This window comes from Paenibacillus diazotrophicus, from assembly GCF_042610465.1.
In genome coordinates, this window is record NZ_JBGJZN010000022.1 from 1 (window position 1) to 896 (window position 896).

At 42.3% G+C, this 896-nt stretch carries 1 pseudogene; it reads right to left on the reverse strand.

What is annotated here, in order from left to right:
* Nucleotides 1-896 (reverse strand): annotated as a pseudogene (locus tag ACAN54_RS29880) (hypothetical protein); the annotation flags it as partial.

Here is an 896-nt window from a genome sequence, read left to right on the forward strand (position 1 = left end):
CACTGTCTGTATAATCCGGTGTATTCGTATACGAGACAAATTGGTATTGTCCTCCGTAAGTCGTCGATCGATCTACGCTATATACTGTTGCACCGTCGACCGAATCCCATTTTAGATGAACACTATTAGAATCTGCGGTGGCTACAAGGTTGCTTGGGGGTACAATTTTCCCCTTAAGATCAATTTCATTAAGTATAATTTCTCCAGCGGCAACATTTTTTATCACTACATAGGCTACATTTTTTACCACCTGACCCAATTGAGTATAAAATGGATTCGAAGTACCCGAAGTGCTTATCGGGGTATGTGATAAATCCGAACCGGGAATGGTACGCAGGAGGTTTCCTCGACGGTCATAGAAATTCATATCTAAGAATGCTATGTACGCGCTATCTGCATTCACATAATAGTCTGTCACATCGGAACTATATGGCAGGTCATATCTAAACTCTTGAGAAGGCTTCATGACAAATCCAGTAGTATAGTCGCCATCGGTTGTACATTGAGAACCCATATTGGAACCAATTAAGCTACCATCGTTCATATTAGTTGGATGTACTCCCCCTAATAAACCTAGCGTATAACCATATGCATTCGGAATGTCCTGTAAGGTACTTAACTCAACAGTTACCTCGTTGGAATGTGCACTCTCGCCTGAAGAATCGACAGCTGTAACTGTATAGTAATAAACGGTTCCCGTCCAAGCTTCTGTGAAGGTAGTTCCAGTCATATGGCTTGCAATTGTGGTATAAGGACCACCTGCTTCAGTTGCACGCTTTACATTATAACTAGTGGCTCCTTCGGATGCGTTCCAAGTCAGATTAATCTGATTATTCCCTGCTGATCCAAAAAGATTTAATGGAGCCTGCAGTCCTGGAGCATGGGGAGTAACTGTA